The organism is Pandoraea sp. E26 (assembly GCF_000681415.1).
GTDB classification, from domain to species: domain Bacteria; phylum Pseudomonadota; class Gammaproteobacteria; order Burkholderiales; family Burkholderiaceae; genus Pandoraea; species Pandoraea pnomenusa.
In genome coordinates, this window is sequence record NZ_AYXJ01000009.1 from 166542 (window position 1) to 182040 (window position 15499).

The 15499-nt window shown below is 65.5% G+C and carries 15 protein-coding genes; 11 read left to right on the forward strand and 4 right to left on the reverse strand.

Annotated features, from left to right (window positions below; all coding sequences use genetic code 11):
- The first annotated feature begins 4 nt into the window (after window positions 1-4).
- The 3 genes from W930_RS0106255 to W930_RS0106265 all read left to right on the forward strand — a co-directional run bounded on the left by W930_RS0106255 (window position 5) and on the right by W930_RS0106265 (window position 3136).
- Window positions 5-1192 carry a CaiB/BaiF CoA-transferase family protein gene (locus tag W930_RS0106255; protein ID WP_023874388.1) on the forward strand — a complete coding sequence of 396 codons (1188 nt, stop codon included), beginning with the start codon at window positions 5-7 and terminating at the stop codon, window positions 1190-1192.
- A gap of 3 nt (window positions 1193-1195) precedes the next feature.
- Entirely contained in the window at window positions 1196-2020 is an 825-nt protein-coding gene (locus tag W930_RS0106260) for a CoA ester lyase (RefSeq protein ID WP_023595923.1), read from the forward strand.
- Between the two features lie 186 nt (window positions 2021-2206).
- Window positions 2207-3136, forward strand: coding sequence for a hypothetical protein (locus tag W930_RS0106265; RefSeq protein ID WP_023595922.1), 930 nt, complete (start codon window positions 2207-2209; stop codon window positions 3134-3136).
- 94 nt (window positions 3137-3230) lie between these two features.
- Here the strand turns inward: W930_RS0106265 and W930_RS0106270 are convergent, their stop codons facing one another.
- Entirely contained in the window at window positions 3231-3623 is a 393-nt protein-coding gene (locus tag W930_RS0106270; protein WP_023595921.1) for a carboxymuconolactone decarboxylase family protein, read from the reverse strand.
- A 156-nt stretch (window positions 3624-3779) separates the two neighbouring features.
- Here W930_RS0106270 and W930_RS26350 point away from each other — a divergent pair, with 156 nt between their 5' ends.
- Window positions 3780-4205 carry a hypothetical protein gene (locus W930_RS26350; RefSeq protein WP_023595920.1) on the forward strand — a complete coding sequence of 142 codons (426 nt, stop codon included), beginning with the start codon at window positions 3780-3782 and terminating at the stop codon, window positions 4203-4205.
- A gap of 31 nt (window positions 4206-4236) precedes the next feature.
- Entirely contained in the window at window positions 4237-5502 is a 1266-nt protein-coding gene (locus tag W930_RS26355) for a phosphatidylserine decarboxylase family protein (RefSeq protein WP_051399264.1), read from the forward strand.
- Window positions 5503-5550: 48 nt separating this feature from the next.
- On the opposite strand, the gene W930_RS30985 is transcribed toward W930_RS26355, so the two are convergent.
- A complete protein-coding gene (locus tag W930_RS30985; protein ID WP_023595918.1) occupies window positions 5551-5679 on the reverse strand; it encodes a hypothetical protein in 129 nt (42 codons plus the stop codon).
- A 175-nt stretch (window positions 5680-5854) separates the two neighbouring features.
- Entirely contained in the window at window positions 5855-6751 is an 897-nt protein-coding gene (locus tag W930_RS0106290) for a LysR substrate-binding domain-containing protein (protein WP_174554930.1), read from the reverse strand.
- A gap of 82 nt (window positions 6752-6833) precedes the next feature.
- Between W930_RS0106290 and W930_RS0106295 the strand changes: the two genes are divergently transcribed.
- Window positions 6834-8150: an aspartate aminotransferase family protein gene (locus tag W930_RS0106295; RefSeq protein ID WP_023874392.1), complete on the forward strand. Its 1317-nt coding sequence runs from the start codon at window positions 6834-6836 to the stop codon at window positions 8148-8150.
- 59 nt (window positions 8151-8209) lie between these two features.
- On the opposite strand, the gene W930_RS26360 is transcribed toward W930_RS0106295, so the two are convergent.
- A complete protein-coding gene (locus W930_RS26360) occupies window positions 8210-9166 on the reverse strand; it encodes a LysR family transcriptional regulator (RefSeq protein ID WP_023874393.1) in 957 nt (318 codons plus the stop codon).
- A 125-nt stretch (window positions 9167-9291) separates the two neighbouring features.
- On the opposite strand from W930_RS26360, the gene W930_RS0106305 reads away from it, so the two are divergent.
- From W930_RS0106305 to hutH, 5 genes are all read left to right on the forward strand, one after another.
- Window positions 9292-9957: an HAD family hydrolase gene (locus W930_RS0106305; RefSeq protein WP_023874394.1), complete on the forward strand. Its 666-nt coding sequence runs from the start codon at window positions 9292-9294 to the stop codon at window positions 9955-9957.
- An 11-nt stretch (window positions 9958-9968) separates the two neighbouring features.
- Window positions 9969-11135 (forward strand): DSD1 family PLP-dependent enzyme, encoded by a 1167-nt coding sequence (locus W930_RS0106310; RefSeq protein WP_024788784.1) that lies wholly within the window; start codon window positions 9969-9971, stop codon window positions 11133-11135.
- A gap of 113 nt (window positions 11136-11248) precedes the next feature.
- Window positions 11249-12004 carry a histidine utilization repressor gene (gene hutC, locus W930_RS0106315; protein ID WP_023874396.1) on the forward strand — a complete coding sequence of 252 codons (756 nt, stop codon included), beginning with the start codon at window positions 11249-11251 and terminating at the stop codon, window positions 12002-12004.
- 102 nt (window positions 12005-12106) lie between these two features.
- The gene (hutU, locus tag W930_RS0106320) at window positions 12107-13786 is read left to right on the forward strand and encodes a urocanate hydratase (protein ID WP_023874397.1); all 1680 of its coding nucleotides are present in this window, start codon (window positions 12107-12109) and stop codon (window positions 13784-13786) included.
- Window positions 13787-13850: 64 nt separating this feature from the next.
- Complete coding sequence (gene hutH, locus W930_RS0106325) at window positions 13851-15383, forward strand: histidine ammonia-lyase (protein WP_023595909.1); 1533 nt, start codon at window positions 13851-13853, stop codon at window positions 15381-15383.
- Window positions 15384-15499: the final 116 nt, after the last annotated feature.

A 15499-nucleotide genomic window follows, 5' to 3' on the forward strand; every position in this document is an offset into this window, starting at 1 on the left:
TTTCATGAGGCCCTTGGACGGCATCAAGGTCATCGCACTCGAACACGCCATCGCGGCGCCGTTCTGCACCCGCCAGCTGGCCGACCTCGGCGCACGCGTGATCAAGATCGAGCGCCCCGGCGTCGGCGACTTCGCCCGCGCCTACGACACGCGCGTGAACGGCATGTCGTCGCACTTCGTGTGGACCAACCGTTCGAAGGAAAGCCTGACGCTGGACCTGAAGCAGGATGCCGCGCAATCGGTGCTGCACGATCTGCTCGCCGACGCCGACGTGCTCGTGCAGAACCTCGCCCCCGGCGCGGCGGATCGGCTCGGTCTGAGCTACGACGTTCTGTCGGCCCGCTATCCGCAAATCATCGTCTGTGGCATTTCCGGCTACGGGCCGGACGGGCCCTACCGCGACAAGAAGGCCTACGACCTGCTCATCCAGAGCGAATCGGGCTTCCTGTCCGTGACAGGCTCGCCGGAGGCGTCGGCCAAGGCCGGCAGCTCCATCGCCGACATCGCCGCCGGCATGTATGCCTATACGAATATCCTCTGCGCCCTGATTGCCCGTGGCAAGACCGGTCGCGGCAGCCGTATCGACATCTCCATGCTCGAATGCATGGTCGAATGGATGGGCTTTCCGCTTTACTACGCCGTGGACAATCAGGCGCCGCCACCACGTGCGGGCGCGGCGCATGCCACGATTTTTCCGTACGGTCCGTTCGAAACGGGTGACGGCAAGACCGTCATGCTCGGACTTCAGAACGAGCGGGAGTGGAAGGCCTTCTGTGACCGGGTGCTCGAACAACCGGCGCTGGCCGACGATCTCCGTTTCTCGTCGAACCCGCGGCGTCTGGAGAACCGCGACGCCCTGCGTGCCATCATTCGCGAAGTCTTCATGCAGCTCGACGCCCCTCAACTGGTGCGCCGACTCGACGCCGTGGGCATTGCGAACGCCAACCTGAACGACATGCACGACGTGTGGCAACACGCACAACTCGCCGCTCGCGAGCGCTGGGCCAACGTGCAAACGCCAAACGGCACGATCAGGGCGCCCCTTCCCCCGGGCATGCCGAGCGCCGGCCCGGAGTTCACCCCGCGGATGGATCCGATTCCCGCGCTCGGCCAACACACTGACGAGATTCTGACCGAGCTCGGCCGCACATCGTCACAGATCGATGCGCTGCGTGCGGCGAAGGCGGTATAAGCCGTGGCGAAGCACCCCGTCATCCGCAGTTGGCTTTTCGTGCCCGGCAATCGCCCGGAGCGCTTCGAGAAGGCGCGCACCAGCGGCGCGCATGCGATCATCCTCGACCTCGAGGATGCCGTCCCACCTGCCGAGAAGTCCGCGGCGCGCGATGCGGTATGCGGGTGGCTGAAGGATCCCGGACGCGACACAAGCGTGCCGACGTACGTACGCATCAATGCGGCGCCCACACCCTGGTTCGACGACGACGTCGCCGCCCTGAACGGCCTGGAATCTCTCGACGGTCTCGTCGTGCCGAAGACGGAAACCGCGGCCACCCTGGCCCGATCTGCGCAAGGCGCATCGGCTGCCCTGCAACTGGTGCCGCTGATCGAAACAGCGCAGGCGTTCGCAGCGCTCGACGAGATCGCAAACGCGCCGCGCGTGCGTTGCCTGATGTTCGGCACTATCGACTTTCAGTTGGACATCGGGATCGAGGGCGACGGCGACGAACTGCTCTTCTTCCGTTCGCAACTGACGCTGGCATCACGCCTGGCGGGGATCGCCGCGCCTGTCGACGGCGTGAGCACCGCGCTGGACGACGCCCAGGGAATCGAAGCGGACGGCCGCCGCGCCCGCGCGCTCGGATTTCGCGGCAAGCTTTGCATCCATCCGCGGCAGGTGCCGGCGGTTCATGCCGCGTTCGCATGGCGCGACGACGAGTACGCGTGGGCCGAGCGTGTGATGGCGGCCGCCCGGGCGAGCGGCGGTTCCGCAGCGGCGCTCGATGGCAGGATGATCGACGCTCCGGTCATCGCCAAGGCCCGCGAAATTCTCGCCAGTCGCTAGCGAGCCGATGACGTGCCCCCCAAGTGGGCCACATCTGTTGGAGCGGAATCCCCCATTTGATGGATGAAAGCCGGCCGCGCCCGTGATGTAATGCTGCCGACCGATGCGTGCGGGGTCGCAGCGTCGAAATGACAACATCCAACGGGAGGTGCGATGTTTACGTCACCAAGGTTCGCCGCAACGGCCATGTTTGCCATTGGACTCGCCGTATCGTCAGCCGCTCTCGCGGCCGGCGGCCTGGCAACGGGTGCCACCACACGTCCATCGCCCGTGCAAAGCCCTGGCAGGACCGGCGCGAGCGCCAACAGCAACAACGTCAATGCGCAGATCCTGATCAACACGCTCAACGCGTTGTCCAGCCAGCAAAATGCCGCCACGCCATCGGATACTTCGTATGAGGCCCCGCCGCCTCAACGGGCGGAGCCGATCTATCGAGCGCCTGTCGCCGCGCGGCCCGAGGCACTGGTCACCAGTAACGGGTACAACTGCGAAGACTCGCTGCGCGATTCGATTGCCCGTACCAACCCGAATTTCGCCCCCGAACAGAGCTCCATTGCCGCGCGTGCCTACTGGGAGAATGAGTATCGGATTATCAGCTCGAACAACGCGCGAGCGGTGCGCGCGGAGCTTGTCCGAACAAATGACGACCTGGCCGACCACTGTCTTTCCGAAGCGCTCACGGCCAGCCTCAAAGCGTTGGGTTGGAGTCGGCAAACCATCGCAACTGACCACAAATCAAAGTTCGACGCGATCGTATCGCGGTCAATCACCGAGCGCGACAATGGGAGCGGCAAGAAACGCCTGGTGCTCAAGCAGTATCCGAACTGCCTCAGGGTGAACGATGTCCGGGTCGATCAGGACGTAAAGGACATGTACTGGTACAACATCGTCAATACCTGCGGCCAAAGCGTCCAGGCGCATTGGTGCGAGGGAAAGGGATGCAAACCCACCGATCGCGCGGCAGACATTGGCGCGGGGGAAAAGGAGGAGAGTTGGATGGTGGCACATTCGCGCTCGGAGGTCCGCTTTCGCGGCACGGCATGCGCAACCGAGTACCACGGACATGACGTGCAGTACGACAAGAATCGCAACGAATGCTGGGTCTGGGCTGAGTGAGCCACGGGAACAATCGGCGACCGGCATGGCGCAATCCATGCCGCCGCCTGCCGGCGCTGTCGGACGTTCGCGCAATGGCCCCCGGATACAGCCCCTATTCGAACGCGGGGTCGATCGGCACCCGGTAACCCACAGCCAGCCGGTTCGTCTCGTTGGCCATGCCGACCACGGCAAGCAGTTCGCCGAACATCTCGTCGGTCATGCCGGCGCGGCGTGCACCCGCCGTATGACTGGCAACGCAATAGCCACAATTGTTGGTAACGCTCACGGCGATGTAAATCAGTTCCTTGACCAGCGGATCGAGCGCGCCCTGCGCCATCACGTCCTTCAAGCTGTCCCACGTGCGCTCGAGGGTTGCGGGATGCTGCGCGAGGTACTTCCAGAAGTTGTTCACGTCAGGCACGCCCCGCGTCGCCTTGATGTCATCGAAAACGGCTTTGACTTCCGGGGTCGCGCTGGCGTACTCAACGGGCGTTTGCTGGCTCATGAATGATCTTCGCCACATGGGCGTTCAGGGAGGGTAATCCGTAGATTACAGGCTTTCGCCTCCAGCGGCCTGAATACAACGATTTGTACGATCCGCCCCAAAAGTCCCGTTCCATGGCCCCCTCCCGCGCGGCACAAGGGTGCGCACGAAAATTGCATGAAGCCAAAGGTCCGCCACGAATGTGGTCAATCAACCGGAGGCAAGCTCATGGCGCGCAGCACGCTCGACCCCGATCTCGACCTTCAGCGCCGGCCTGGCGCGAGACCCCCCGATCCCAGCAATACCGGCTCCCTTGGTCCAAGCGACTCCTCGGATTCCGGCAGCGACGTCCAGCACGCACGCCGCGCGGCTGTCGACAACGGCGAACTCGACCAGCACGCCGAGACACTGGGCGAAGACGCGCTCGAGAGCGATACCGATCGCGCTGGCACAGGAGAGCGTGCGAGTGCCGACGGCGACGCCAACCTTCGGCCGAACAACGATATCCTGCCCGATCGGGAGGACGACGACCCCGGCGCGCCGCACGACGAAGCGTCCGACCTGGCACCGCGCCAGCCGCGCGCCCGCCGTCGCCGGAAATGAACATGCCGACTACGACGAGGACATCCCGGCCATGAGGACGAATTCGCAGATGGTGTCCACACGCACGCCAGGCACGCGTTCACGCCATCGGCTGGGCGCGTGGATCACCGAGAACGAGGACGCCATCGCCGCACTGCGCAGGTCGCTCGTTCGCAAGGCGCGGCATCGCGCCCTGACCGAGCCGCTGAGTCCGCCCGTCGCCCGACTCCGGTCGTGCGTGATGGACGACCCGGTGCGTCGAATGGATATGAATCTGGCGATTTCCGAGGCGCTGCGCGACGGGCACCGCCTCGGCTATGACGATGTCGAGACGCTGCTGCAGGCGATCGATTACGTCATCACCATCGCCCCGCCTTTCGATCACGAGAGCCTCATCGTATGCCCGCTCAATGCGCTGCTCGACTGGGTCATGTGCGTGCCGTCCGGATACGCATTGTTTCGCGACCCGGAGCTCAACCGATGTCTGCGCGACGTGCTCGTTGCCTGGTGCCGTTTCCTGAGCGGCCCCGACTCGCGCACTTTTCTCAACACACGTGCACCCGACGGATGGTTCTGCGAGGCGGCAAATGCCCGGCTGGGTCTGGATCAGTTCGAAATGGATCTCGCCCAGCCGTATGGCGGTTTCGCTTCATGGAACGATTTCTTCACGCGCCGGTTCAGGCCCGGCGCTCGGCCGGTGGCCGCAGCCGACGATTCCCGGGTCATCGTGAACGCGTGCGAAAGCACCCCCTACCACGTGCGGCACGACGTACGCATGCGCGACACGTTCTGGATCAAGTCGCAGCCGTACTCCCTTCTCGACATGTTCGGCGCCTCGCACAAGGCGCTGGCCGCGCCGTTTGCCGGTGGCACGGTGTACCAGGCTTACCTGAGCGCATACGACTACCACCGCTGGCACGCTCCGGTCGATGGTGCCGTCGTCGCGGCCTATCGGGTGCCGGGCACATACTTTTCCGAAAGCGAATCACAGGGGGAGGATCAGGCGGGGCTCAACGACTCGCAGGGCTATCTCACGGCAACGGCCACACGAGCGATCGTGGTGATCAAGGCAGATGATCCCGCACTCGGCACGCTGGGATGCCTGTTCGTCGGCATGGGGGACGTGTCATCGTGCATGCTCGGCGTGGAGCGCGCACAGCACGTGAGCAAGGGAGAGGAGCTGGGCTATTTCCAGTATGGTGGATCGACGTATTGCCTTGTCTTCGAACCGCGTGTGCTGAAGTCGTTCTTGTTCGACGAACACCGGTTGCCCCACGGCAAATCGCTCAGCGTCAACGGCGCCCTGGCGCGGGCGTGAAGTTGAAGTGCAACGCCGGGCAGTCGTGCCGCCCGGCCGAAGTCGCCATCACAGGGCGCGCTTGACGGTGCGCGCGGCGCCCGAAATATCCTGCCCCACGCCGTCGACGGTATTGCAACCTGCCAGTGACAGCAGCGAACCGACCACCAGGAAAAACGCCACGAAACGCGCCAACATATCGACCTCGATACAAATAAGCTGAATAACCCCGGGTTTCCGTGCCTTGGACGCGCCGACGGCCCGGTACCCGGCTTCTTGTTGAACAACGCGGATGCTTCTGCCCGCGTCTCGATGCAACGCGCCATTGTGCGTCAAATTCGCCGGGAACGGGCGAATCCGAACACCTTGCCGCTTACACCGCCGCCAGCGTTTGCCGAATGTGCTCGGCGAACGCCATGCTCAGGTGGTTTGGGCGCGCGCGATCGAACTTTACCGTAATCCCGACCGAGGGCAATAGCGGCAGCGTATCACCTGTAACAATGCGTAAGTCCGCCGGGACCGCCGTCTGGGTCATGACCGCGACCGCCTGTCCGGAGCGCGCGAGTGCCGTCAGGCCCGCGAGGTTGCTGCTCGCATAGGCGAGCCGATAAGCGCGTCCCGCGCGCGTGAGCGCCTCGCACGCCGCCATGTGGTCGAGCGTGTCGGGATCCGACAATGCCAGCGGCAGCGGCGCGTCGCGGTTGGCGAGCACCGTTTCCAGCCCCGGGCTGCCGATCCACACGAGCGGTTCACGCCGGATCACGTGACTCTCGTCCACCCCCTCCGGCACCGAAATCAGCGCAAGATCGAGCGCGTGTCGCGCCAATTGCGCCTGCAATCGTGGCGTCGGCTCGCAAATGACTTCGACCTGTGCCTGCGGATGCATGACAGCGAAATCGCGCAGCAGCGGCGGCAGGAAAGCGGCCGCGTAGTCGTCGGGACAGCCGAAGCGCAGCGTGCCGCTCAGACCACCGCCGGACATGTCCGCGATGGCCTCGTCGTGCGCGCGCAAGATCCGCTGGGCATGTCCGAGCAGACGTTCGCCGGAATTCGTGACGACCACGCCCCGTCCAGTGCGCTGGAACAATGGTTGGTCGACGACTTCCTCCAATCGCTTCATTTGCTGACTCAGCGCCGATTGGGTACGGGCCACCCGCTGCGCCGCGCGGCTGAGCGACCCGGCTTGGGCGATCGCCACGAACGAGCGCAACAGATCGATCTCGAGACACACGCTCACGATATTAGCCTCACTTCTATCTTGATTAAGCATTATTCGCTTTTATGAAATCAGAGCGATGCCTAGACTGCAAGCGGTGAATGCCCTTCTTTTCCCATTCCTTGGAGATTCCCGCGTGACGAAAAACCAGGATGCCGACTTCTGGCGCAATGCCCGGCAACATCTGATCCGCTATGGCGGTACGTTCGAGCCGATGATCATCGAACGCGCGCAAGGCAGCTTCGTCTACGATGCCGACGGCCGCGCAATCCTCGACTTCACGTCGGGTCAAATGAGCGCCGTGCTTGGCCACAGCCATCCCGACATCGTGTCCGTGGTGACCGAATCCATCGGCAAGCTCGACCATCTGTTCAGCGGCATGTTGTCCCGCCCGGTGGTGGATCTGGCCACGCGGCTTGCGGATATCACGCCGGCCGGCCTGGACCGGGTCCTGCTGCTGAGTACCGGCGCGGAGTCGAACGAGGCCGCCATTCGCATGGCCAAGCTCGTTACGGGAAAATACGAAATCGTGGGCTTCGCGCAGTCGTGGCACGGCATGACCGGTGCCGCCGCATCGGCGACCTACAGCGCCGGGCGCAAGGGCGTGGGTCCCGCCGCGGCCGGATCATTTGCGATTCCGGCGCCATTTACGTACCGGCCGCGCTTTGGCACCGGGGGCGATTACGACTATCTGGCGGAGCTGGACTACGCGTTCGACCTGATCGACCGGCAGTCCAGCGGCAATCTCGCGGCCTTCATCGCCGAGCCTATCCTCAGCTCGGGCGGCATCATCGAACTGCCGCCGGGCTACCTTGCGGCGCTCAAGCGCAAGTGCGAGGCGCGCGGCATGTTGCTGATCCTGGACGAAGCGCAGACCGGCATCGGCCGCACGGGCACGATGTTCGCATTCGAGCGCGATGGCGTGACGCCGGACATCCTCACGCTGTCGAAGACGTTGGGCGCCGGTCTGCCGCTGGCCGCGGTGGTGACCTCCGCCGAAATCGAGGAGCGCGCACACGAACGCGGCTATCTCTTCTACACCACGCACGTCTCCGACCCGCTGCCGGCTGCCGTCGGCCTGCGAGTCCTTGACGTGGTGGCGCGCGACGGCCTGGTCGCGCGGGCCAACCTCATGGGCGAGCGGCTTCGAAACGGTCTGCTGGGCTTGATGGAGCGCTTCGACTGCGTGGGAGACGTGCGCGGCCGCGGCTTGCTGCTCGGCATGGAGATCGTGAAAGATCGGGTGAGCAAGGCCCCTGCCGACGGGTTGGGTGCACGAATCACGCGCGAATGCATGAACCTCGGGCTGAGCATGAACATCGTGCAGTTGCCCGGCATGGGAGGCGTGTTCCGTATCGCGCCACCGCTCACCGTGAGCGCCGAGGAAATCGATCTCGGTGTGTCGCTGCTCGGGCAGGCGATCGAACGCGCATTGTCGGCACCGGCCCCTTGAACGTTTGCGCGCGCGAACGCCTCACTCGAAGGCGGCCTGCAGTGTGCCCACGATGGCATTCAGGGCGTGCGCCGCCTGCCCTGGCGCTGCGGCGCGGAGATACCGAGCGACTGTTCCAGAAATGCCATGAGCGCCTGCAACCGCGTAGTTCGCCCGCGCCGGATCGGGACGAGGAGCGTGACCGGGGCGCTGTCAAACGCCCAGTCGGACAACACGCGCGTCAACCTGCCCGCCGCCACGGCGTCGCGCGTGTCCCACTCGGAGCGCAGCACAAGGCCCATGCCCTGTTCCGCCCACTCGCGGGCCACGCTGCCGTCGTTGCACGTATAAGCCGCCGACACCCGCACGCTCTCGCGCGAAGCGGAACGCCGGGTCGCCGGCGCGGCGCCGTCCGCCATACGGCGTCGAAAACGCCATAGCGTCACGTCTTCGTCGTTCTCCCGAATGCAGATGCAGCGATGCTGCAACAGGTCGCGCGGATCCGTCGGCGTGCCATGTCGCTTCAGATAGTCGGGGCTCGCACATACCCATCGCTCATTTGGCGACAGCGACCGCGCGATCCACGACGAGTCCCTTACCGCGCCCACATGGATGACCGCATCGGAATCGCGCCTGTCCGGCCACGGCGTCTCGCGCAGATCCAGTTCGAGCTGCAACTCCGGATGCAACGCGGCAAACCGCGCCAGGACGGGCGCCACATGATGCCGCCCATAACCGAACGGGGCCGCAATGCGCAACGTGCCGGTCAAACGTTTGTCCTCGCGTCGAAACGACTCGGGCAACGCGTCGAGCTGTGCAAGCAGCGCCGCCCCCTCGCGGGCGAGACGCTCGCCTTCGGCCGTCAGCGTCAACTGCCGCGAAGTTCGCGAGGCCAGCGCCAGCCCCAGCGTCGACTCGAGCTTGCGAAGCCGCGCCGACAGTGCCGGGGGCGTGACGTTGAGCATCCGGGCGGCCGCGCTGAGCGACGGCGACTGCGCCAGCGCCTCGATCAGACGCAGGTCCTCGATCTGAATCATTCACCTGAGCTTAATGTTGGATGTTGCGTCATTTAACCACGGCACCCTCTATCGTTCCTACACTGCCGGTCATCCCCACGGCGACAGACCGCCGTGCCGCATCGTGCCCCCTCATGGAGACGCCCATGTCCGACACCCCCGCACGACAAGTCACGGCCTGGCCCCGCGCCGTGCTGTTCGACCTGCTGACGGCCTTGCTCGACTCGTGGACGGTGTGGAACCGCGCAGCCGGTAGCGAGAACGCCGGCCGCGCCTGGCGCGCCGAATACCTGCGGCGAACCTACGGTTGCGGCGCCTACGTGAGCTATGAGCAACTGGTGCGAATGGCGGCGGATCAGGTCGGCCTGCCGTCGTCCGCCCCGCAGGCGCTGTCCGACGAATGGTGCACGCTTCCGGTCTGGGACGGTGCGCGGGAGCTGCTTGCGGCGCTGCGCCCACACTGCAAGCTGGCGGTGGTCACGAATTGCTCAGCGACGCTGGGCCATCAGGCCGCGGCATTGCTTGGGGTGGACTGGGACGCGGTGGTGACATCGGAAGAAGCCGGCTTCTACAAACCCGACCCGCGCCCGTATCGCATGGCGCTCGACAGGCTCGGCGTGCCCGCCGCCGATGCCGCCTTTGTCGCCGGTTCGGGCTACGACCTGTTTGGCACAGCCGCTGTCGGCTTGCGCACGTTCTGGCATAACCGCGTCGGTCTTGCACGCCCCGAGGGAGCGCCCTCGCCGGAGCGCGAAGCGCCCTCGCTTGCCCCGGCGCTCGACTGGCTGCGCCACTTTCACACGACCGCCTGAGGACTGCCGACATGTCATCGATCCACCAAGTGCCACCCCGCTCATGGCAAACGCTGCAATCGCTGGAGACCCCGGCCGCCATCATCGACGTGCCGCGCATGCGGCGCAATATCCAGCGCATGCAGTCGCGCATGGACAACCTCGGGGTGCGTTTCCGCCCGCACGTCAAGACCAGCAAGTGCGTGGACGTGGCTCGCGCGCAGATGCAAGCCGGCGCCTCGGGCATCACGGTCTCGACGCTCAAGGAAGCCGCGTGTTTCTTCGAGGCGGGCGTGACCGACATCCTGTATGCGGTCGCGATGGTCGAGCGCAAACTGCCCGCCGCGCTCGCGTTGCGGCGCCGGGGCTGCGACCTGAAGATCGTCACGGACTGCGTGACATCCGCCCGGGCCATTGCGGCGTTCGGCGCGCAATTCGGTGAAACCTTCGAGGTGTGGATCGAGGTCGACACCGACGGGCACCGTTCGGGCATTCGCCCCGACGCGCCGGCACTCCTTGAGGTCGCGCGCGTCATCCACGACGGCGGCGCCACACTCGGCGGCGTCATGACACACGCGGGCTCCAGCTACGACTTCGACACACCCGACGCGCTGGCCGCCATCGCCGAGCAGGAACGCGCCGGCTGCGTGCTGGCCGCAACGCGCCTGCGCGACGCGGGTTTGCCTTGCCCGGTCGTGAGCGTGGGCTCCACGCCCACCGCGCTTGCCGCCGTACATCTCGACGGCGTGACGGAGGTGCGCGCGGGCGTGTACGTGTTCTTCGATCTCGTGATGCACAACGTCGGGGTCTGCACGACGGACGACCTCGCGCTCAGCGTGCTCACCACCGTCATCGGCCATCAACCTGACAAGGGCTGGGCCATCGTTGACGCCGGCTGGATGGCGATGAGCCGGGATCGCGGAACGCAAAAGCAAAAACATGACTTCGGCTACGGCCAGGTGTGCCGCATCGACGGCAGCCCGGTGGCCGGCTACCGGTTAGAAGGCGCGAACCAGGAGCACGGTATCCTGGCGCGGGAGGGCGAACCGGACGACGACATCGTGGGCCGCTTTCCCATCGGCACACTGCTGCGCGTCATGCCCAATCACGCCTGCGCGACCGGCGCACAATTTCCCGAGTACCACGCGCTGGACCCCGAGCGCGACATCGCAGTCTGGCCGCGCCTGCACGGCTGGTGACAACACTTGCGGCGGCAGCGGCGCGCGAGTCCGTTTTTTCTCGTCTCCGGCAGACGATTGGCTTATCCTTCAGGCTTTCCACCTGCACGCCCGTGTCCGGAGAGTTCCTCAAGGTGTCACGTCAAACCGCCCAGCCCACCGTCGAAGCGCTCAATGAGCAAGGGCCCGCGCCCCGGTATCTGCAACTCAAGCAGTTCATTTGCCGCCAGATCGACAGTGGCGCCTGGCCGCCGCACCATCGCGTGCCTTCCGAGAACGAACTCGTCGATCTCTGTGGTGTGAGCCGCATGACGGTCAACCGGGCACTGCGCGAACTCACCGCCGAAGGACGTCTCGTGCGCATGCAGGGCGTGGGCACGTTCGTGGCCGAGCCCAAATCGCACTCGCCGCTGCTCGCCGTCAACAACATTGCGGACGAAATCTCCGGACTCGGCCACCGGCACCGCGCTGAGGTCAAGCTACTGCGCGAGGAACTGGCCGGGCCGGAACGGGCGCTTGCGATGGGTCTGCACGAACGCGAAAAGCTGTTTCACTCGGTCATCGTCCATTACCAGGACAACGTTCCCGTGCAGATCGAGGATCGCTTCGTCAATCCCGCCCTCGCCTCGAATTACCTCGCGCAGGATTTCACCCAACTCACGCCGAATGCCTACTTGCAGCGCATTTCGCCGCTGACGTCAGGCGAGCACGTCGTCGAAGCCGTGACCGCCACGCCTGAAGAAGCACACATGCTGCAGATCGCGCGCACCGAACCGTGCCTGCTTATCCGCCGCCGTACGTGGACGGGCACGCGTGTCGTCTCCGTCGCCCGGCTGCTTCACCCCGGCTCGCGCCACCGTCTCGAAGGCCGCTTCGGCGACACGGTCTAAGGCGCCCTCCCCCCGGACGTCCCTCGTGAAAACCCTAGTTCACGCTAACTTGTATATACAATACTGTACAAGTCATTCAACGCTCAGACCCTGAGGAATGCCGTGAGCCAATTCACCCGATATCGCGACGTCACCATCCGCGCCCCGCGCGGCACCGAACTCAATGCCCGCAGCTGGCTCACCGAAGCGCCGCTGCGCATGTTGATGAACAATCTCGACCCGGACGTTGCCGAAAATCCAAACGCGCTGGTGGTCTATGGCGGCATCGGCCGCGCGGCGCGCAACTGGGAGTGTTACGACAAGATCGTCGAAACGCTCAAGACGCTGGGCGACGACGAAACGCTGCTGGTCCAGTCGGGCAAACCGGTCGGCGTCTTCAAGACGCATGCCGACGCCCCGCGAGTGCTCATCGCCAACTCGAACCTGGTCCCCCACTGGGCCAACTGGGAGCATTTCAATGAGCTCGACGCCAAGGGGCTCGCCATGTACGGCCAGATGACCGCCGGCTCGTGGATCTACATCGGCAGCCAGGGCATCGTGCAAGGCACCTACGAGACGTTCGTCGAAGCCGGCCGTCAGCATTACGGCGGCAATTTGAAGGGTCGCTGGGTGCTCACCGCCGGGCTCGGCGGCATGGGCGGCGCGCAACCGCTCGCCGCCACGCTGGCCGGTGCATGCTCGCTGAACATCGAGTGCCAGCAGAGTCGCATCGACTTCCGTCTGCGCACGCGCTATGTCGATGAGCAAGCGGCCGATCTCGACGACGCACTCGCACGCATTGCGAAGTACACCGCCGCCGGCCAGGCCGTCTCGATCGCCCTGTGCGGCAACGCCGCCGAAATCCTGCCCGAGCTGGTGCGCCGCGGCGTTCGCCCGGACATGGTGACCGACCAGACCAGCGCGCACGATCCGCTCAACGGCTACCTGCCGATCGGCTGGACGTGGGACGAGTACCGGGAACGCGCGCGCTCCAGCCCCGCCGAAGTCGTCAGGGCGGCGAGGCAATCGATGGCCGTGCACGTGAAAGCCATGCTCGCGTTCCAGGCCATGGGCGTGCCCACGTTCGACTACGGGAACAACATCCGGCAGATGGCCAAGGAGGAAGGCGTCGCCAACGCGTTCGACTTCCCGGGCTTCGTGCCGGCGTATATCCGGCCGCTGTTCTGCCGGGGCGTGGGACCGTTTCGCTGGGCGGCCCTCTCCGGCGATCCGCAAGACATCTACAAGACCGATGCCAAGGTCAGGGAACTGATTCCCGACGACGCCCATCTGCACCGCTGGCTCGACATGGCGCGCGAGCGCATCCGCTTCCAGGGCCTTCCGGCGCGCATCTGCTGGGTCGGCCTCGGCCTGCGGGCGAAGCTCGGACTGGCGTTCAATGAGATGGTACGCTCGGGAGAATTGTCGGCCCCGGTCGTGATCGGCCGCGATCACCTCGACTCCGGCTCGGTCGCCAGCCCGAATCGCGAAACGGAAGCCATGCGCGATGGCTCCGATGCCGTCTCGGACTGGCCGTTGCTCAACGCCCTGCTCAACACGGCCAGCGGCGCGACGTGGGTCTCGCTGCATCACGGCGGCGGCGTGGGCATGGGCTTTTCGCAGCATTCCGGCGTGGTCATCGTGTGTGACGGCACCGACGCCGCCGCCGCGCGCATCGCCCGCGTGCTGCATAACGATCCGGCAACCGGCGTGATGCGCCACGCCGACGCCGGATACGGCATCGCCATCGACTGCGCTCGCGATCAGGGCCTGAACCTGCCGATGCTGAACGCCGCCGGGTGAGCGCGCACCACGACAGCCCAATAGCAAGACATCCCCGACTATGCCGAATCAAGGAATTCCGTCCATGGCAAAACTCTTTGTGACGCCCGGTGCGCTCACGCTGGCGCAACTGCGCGACGTCTATCAGAACCCGACCACCCTCGCGCTCGACGAATCGGCTTATGCTGCCATCGACCGGAGCGTGGCCTGCGTCGAGAACATCGTGAGCGAAGGCCGCACCGCTTACGGCATCAATACCGGGTTCGGACTGCTCGCGTCGACCCGCATCGCCCACGAAGACCTGGAGAACCTGCAGCGCTCGCTGGTGCTCTCGCACGCGGCCGGCGTTGGCGCCCCGCTCGACGACGCGCTCGTGCGCCTGATCATGGTGCTCAAGATCAATAGCCTTGCACGCGGCTTTTCCGGCATCCGCAGCAAGGTGATCGACGCCCTCGTCGCGCTGGTGAACGCGCAGGTGTACCCTCGCATTCCGCTCAAGGGCTCGGTCGGTGCCTCGGGAGACCTCGCCCCGCTTGCCCACATGTCGCTGCTGTTGCTCGGCGAAGGACAGGCACGTCATCGCGGCCAATGGATGAGCGCGCGCGAAGCGCTCGCCGTGGCCGGACTGGCGCCGCTCACACTGGCGGCCAAGGAGGGCCTCGCGCTCCTGAACGGCACGCAGGTCTCCACGGCCTACGCGCTGCGTGGCCTCTTCGAAGCGGAAGATCTGTTCGCGGCGGCCAGCGTCTGTGGCGCCCTGACCGTCGAAGCCATGCTCGGCTCGCGTGCGCCGTTCGATGCTCGAATTCATGACGCCCGCGGTCAGCGCGGCCAGATCGACGCGGCGGCGCTTTATCGATATCTGCTCGGCGAGACGAGCGAAGTCGGTCAATCGCACGCCAACTGCGACAAGGTGCAGGACCCCTACTCGCTGCGCTGCCAGCCCCAAGTCATGGGCGCGTGTCTCACGCAGATCCGTCAGGCGGCAGAGGTGCTCGCCGTCGAGGCCAACGCCGTCTCGGACAATCCGCTCGTGTTCTGGGAACAGGGCGACGTGATCTCCGGGGGCAATTTCCATGCAGAACCGGTCGCCATGGCGGCGGACAATCTCGCGCTGGCGCTGGCCGAAATCGGCTCGCTAAGCGAGCGCCGCATCTCGCTGATGATGGACAAGCACATGTCGCAGTTGCCCGCGTTTCTCGTGGCCAACGGGGGCGTGAACTCGGGCTTCATGATCGCGCAGGTCACGGCGGCCGCCCTGGCGTCGGACAACAAGGCCCTGGCGCATCCGGCGAGCGTCGACAGTCTCCCGACCTCGGCCAACCAGGAAGACCACGTATCGATGGCGCCCAACGCCGGCAAGCGGCTTTGGGAGATGGCCGATAACGTCAAGGGCATCGTCGCGATCGAATGGCTCGGCGCCTGTCAGGGGCTGGACTTCCGCGAAGGCGTGCGCACGACGCCGGTGCTCGAGCGCGCGCGCGCCCTGCTGCGGCAGTCGGTTCCGTTCTACGATAAGGACCGTTATTTCGCGCCGGACATCGAAGGCGCGAGCGAATTGATCGCCCGGCGTCAACTGAGTCCACTCCTGCCGGCCGGTACGTTGCCAAGCCTTTGAGTCGCGTTTGATTCCGCCCTGCCGGGGCGAAACGAACAGCGATTCGCGCTCCGGCCTCATGGCGCACGGGTGTCTTTCGTGCGGCGGTCGTGCACCGGGTGTCACGACCGCCGCCC

Coding starts and splice junctions, on each gene's coding strand:
- W930_RS26355 (WP_051399264.1), top strand. CDS start 4,237: ATGAGGACGAATTCGCAGATGGTGTCCACACGCACGCCAGGCACGCGT.
- W930_RS0106290 (WP_174554930.1), bottom strand. CDS start 6,751: ATGCTTAATCAAGATAGAAGTGAGGCTAATATCGTGAGCGTGTGTCTC.
- W930_RS0106305 (WP_023874394.1), top strand. CDS start 9,292: ATGTCCGACACCCCCGCACGACAAGTCACGGCCTGGCCCCGCGCCGTG.
- W930_RS0106270 (WP_023595921.1), bottom strand. CDS start 3,623: ATGAGCCAGCAAACGCCCGTTGAGTACGCCAGCGCGACCCCGGAAGTC.
- W930_RS26350 (WP_023595920.1), top strand. CDS start 3,780: ATGAAGCCAAAGGTCCGCCACGAATGTGGTCAATCAACCGGAGGCAAG.
- hutH (WP_023595909.1), top strand. CDS start 13,851: ATGGCAAAACTCTTTGTGACGCCCGGTGCGCTCACGCTGGCGCAACTG.
- W930_RS0106265 (WP_023595922.1), top strand. CDS start 2,207: ATGTTTGCCATTGGACTCGCCGTATCGTCAGCCGCTCTCGCGGCCGGC.
- W930_RS26360 (WP_023874393.1), bottom strand. CDS start 9,166: ATGATTCAGATCGAGGACCTGCGTCTGATCGAGGCGCTGGCGCAGTCG.
- W930_RS0106255 (WP_023874388.1), top strand. CDS start 5: ATGAGGCCCTTGGACGGCATCAAGGTCATCGCACTCGAACACGCCATC.
- W930_RS0106310 (WP_024788784.1), top strand. CDS start 9,969: ATGTCATCGATCCACCAAGTGCCACCCCGCTCATGGCAAACGCTGCAA.
- W930_RS30985 (WP_023595918.1), bottom strand. CDS start 5,679: ATGTTGGCGCGTTTCGTGGCGTTTTTCCTGGTGGTCGGTTCGCTGCTG.